This window comes from Mesorhizobium sp. M7A.F.Ca.CA.001.08.2.1 (genome assembly GCF_003998455.1).
Classification (GTDB): Bacteria; Pseudomonadota; Alphaproteobacteria; order Rhizobiales; family Rhizobiaceae; genus Mesorhizobium; species Mesorhizobium ciceri.
Genome location: NZ_RZPW01000892.1, coordinates 1 through 2,314, shown reverse-complemented (window position 1 = coordinate 2,314; position 2,314 = coordinate 1). Strand labels below are relative to the sequence as shown.

Genomic DNA, 2,314 nt, shown 5'->3' with positions numbered 1-2,314 from the left:
ATATCAGGTTTACCTAAAGTAATGGAACATCCAAGGGACATTATCGGAACTGAACAAGGCCCCTTGGACCTTTGCGCTCGGCAGATAAGACCTTGGTCCTACAGGAAAAAGCAAAAGCCCAAAGTGACCGATTGAGGCTTCCAACGAGGGAACATCGGGCCTCGCTTGTCGTTTGTCGCAGAACTCGGCACCGCCGGGTATCTGGAGAACGCCGCGATGGCCCACCGATCCACCATCATCAAGACAGGCTATGGCCCAGGAACGGCGATTGCCGTGCTCATGGTTGGATTGACGGCGGTGGGCATCGTGTTCCTCATTCTCGGCAGTTCGCTTTACTTCAGCGAGCAGCCGACGGATCAACGTGTCTTATCTTCGCCGCCGGCTCGATCGATACACACGGCCCGATAGCAGAGCGGCAAACTGAACGAGCAACTGCTGGACGATAGCGACGAGCAGGCCGGCGTATGGTGAAGATAGAGGGTTCGCCAGGCGCCGAAGCGGCTTGCGAACCCTCTCAGCGCAGGAAGGGACGTTGCTGCGCCGATCGACGACATGTCAGCCAAGGACTATTCCCATCACCAGAAAGGTAACGGCTGTCGCGAAAATCGGTGCGAGCAACCAGCGCGCTTGGCCAACACTTTTGTCCATCTGTTTCTCCGAATTCCGGGAGACAAACAGCCGTGAACAGAGAGCCGTTCCCGTCGGTAAGACCAATGCGCTCTCGGGCCAGACTTAAGTCGCAGACAGCATCCGACCGAAGCCCAATCTGAGGAACATTTTCAGTTGGCTCAAGTTCAGTTGCCGTCAGCGTTGGACGATCTTGTCATGCTGACTCGCAAGGAGAAACAGTATGAAAATGCACCTAACGGGCGCCGCAGCGGCGCTGTTGCTATTGGCCGGAGTGGGCGCCGTTGCCGCTCAGGACGTTGTCATCCAGCCTGAACAGGACACGGTCATCCGCGAGTATGTGAAGAAGCAGCCCCTCGCTTCGGTCAAGATTCCCGGCGTGGAACTGAATGTTGGTAGCGCGTTGCCGGACACGGTCGAGCTTCATGAGATCCCTGACGTCAAATACCGCTACGTGGTGGTCGACAACCGCACCGTCCTGGTGGATCCGGGCACCCGCAAGATCGTCAAGGTCTACGACTGAACTTGGAATTGTCCCAAACCCGCCGCCAGCCATGGCGGCGGGTTGCCCATGTCAGTTTCCAATCAGGACGAGTGAAGATGATAAGCAAAGCTGTGACATCCCCTGCTTTGGGCGTTCGCCTGGCCGATCTCCAGGCCCGGATGCGCGATGCGCGGGTGACGGATGCCGAAATGAAAACCTTTCAAAAGGTCGCGGCCATCATGGAAGATCGTCACGGCCGGATCGATGGCGACGACCTGATTGCGGTGTCGTTCCTCGCCGATCCGGTGCAGCACCGGCAAACGCCTTGAACGACATTCCCAGTAACCAGCAGACTTTTTGACTCCCGGACCGGGAAAGCGCGCCGAAAATCTCAGCCGAATCCGCCCTTTTGCTCCGGCCTATTCCGCTTTCGCGGAAGTTTCGAGCGGCACGCAATGTGCAATGTTGCTAATGCGGCGGTACGAGCCGCCCTGGTTGACGCGGGCGCCCGAGCCATCCCAACAATGCGCCCCCCCGTCCGCGTCGACCACGGCAGGCGCCCGGCGCTGTCTTCCCTCGCGAAGTCCTCAAGCCGGCCTGCCTGATAATGCGGCCTGCGGCGACGTTCGGGCTTCAGCCGCCGACAAGCGCCTTTGTGGTCACCAGATTGACGCCGGCCTCGGCGAATTCGCCATTGTGCCTGATGATGACCTGCTCGGCACTCTCGCTGGCATTGTCCAGCGTGCTGTGCGCATCGGACACCACGGTCACGCCGAGCCCTCTGGCGATCGCGCCCTTGATCGTCGCGGCCACGCAAAAATCGGTCTGCGCGCCCAGGAGCACGACAGCACCCGCACCCTGCCCGGCAACCCAGTCGCCGAAAGCGGGATTGCTGAAAGCATCGCGCACGGATTTGGCAAAGGTCGGCTCGTCCGCAGCTTGGCCAAGTGCGGGCCAAACCGGCCAGCCCGGCTGATCCGGTGCCAACGGATCGCCTTCGGGTCCATCATGCCTGACAAATGCGACCTTGCGCCCGCTGCGCCGCGCCCAGTCGATCACCGCTTTGGTGCGCTCGACTATGCCTGGCGCATCATGGATCGGCGGTTCGTGCACGCCGTCGAACATACCGGTCTGGAGATCGATGACGATGAGCGGCGCGTTGTCTGGGAGGCTGGATGCTGGCATGGGCTTTACATAGCACGG

General features: G+C 60.2%; 4 protein-coding genes. 3 read left to right on the top strand and 1 reads right to left on the bottom strand.

The window, feature by feature from the left end; all coding sequences use genetic code 11:
* The first annotated feature begins 165 nt into the window (after positions 1-165).
* The 3 genes from EN914_RS32545 to EN914_RS32535 all read left to right on the top strand — a co-directional run bounded on the left by EN914_RS32545 (position 166) and on the right by EN914_RS32535 (position 1,440).
* The gene (locus EN914_RS32545; RefSeq protein ID WP_245265288.1) at positions 166-408 is read left to right on the top strand and encodes a hypothetical protein; all 243 of its coding nucleotides are present in this window, start codon (positions 166-168) and stop codon (positions 406-408) included.
* A 442-nt stretch (positions 409-850) separates the two neighbouring features.
* The gene (locus EN914_RS32540; RefSeq protein ID WP_013530625.1) at positions 851-1,150 is read left to right on the top strand and encodes a DUF1236 domain-containing protein; all 300 of its coding nucleotides are present in this window, start codon (positions 851-853) and stop codon (positions 1,148-1,150) included.
* A gap of 77 nt (positions 1,151-1,227) precedes the next feature.
* The gene (locus EN914_RS32535; protein ID WP_013530624.1) at positions 1,228-1,440 is read left to right on the top strand and encodes a hypothetical protein; all 213 of its coding nucleotides are present in this window, start codon (positions 1,228-1,230) and stop codon (positions 1,438-1,440) included.
* A 304-nt stretch (positions 1,441-1,744) separates the two neighbouring features.
* On the opposite strand, the gene EN914_RS32530 is transcribed toward EN914_RS32535, so the two are convergent.
* Entirely contained in the window at positions 1,745-2,296 is a 552-nt protein-coding gene (locus tag EN914_RS32530; protein ID WP_024501726.1) for an isochorismatase family protein, read from the bottom strand.
* Between the last annotated feature and the right edge of the window lie 18 nt (positions 2,297-2,314).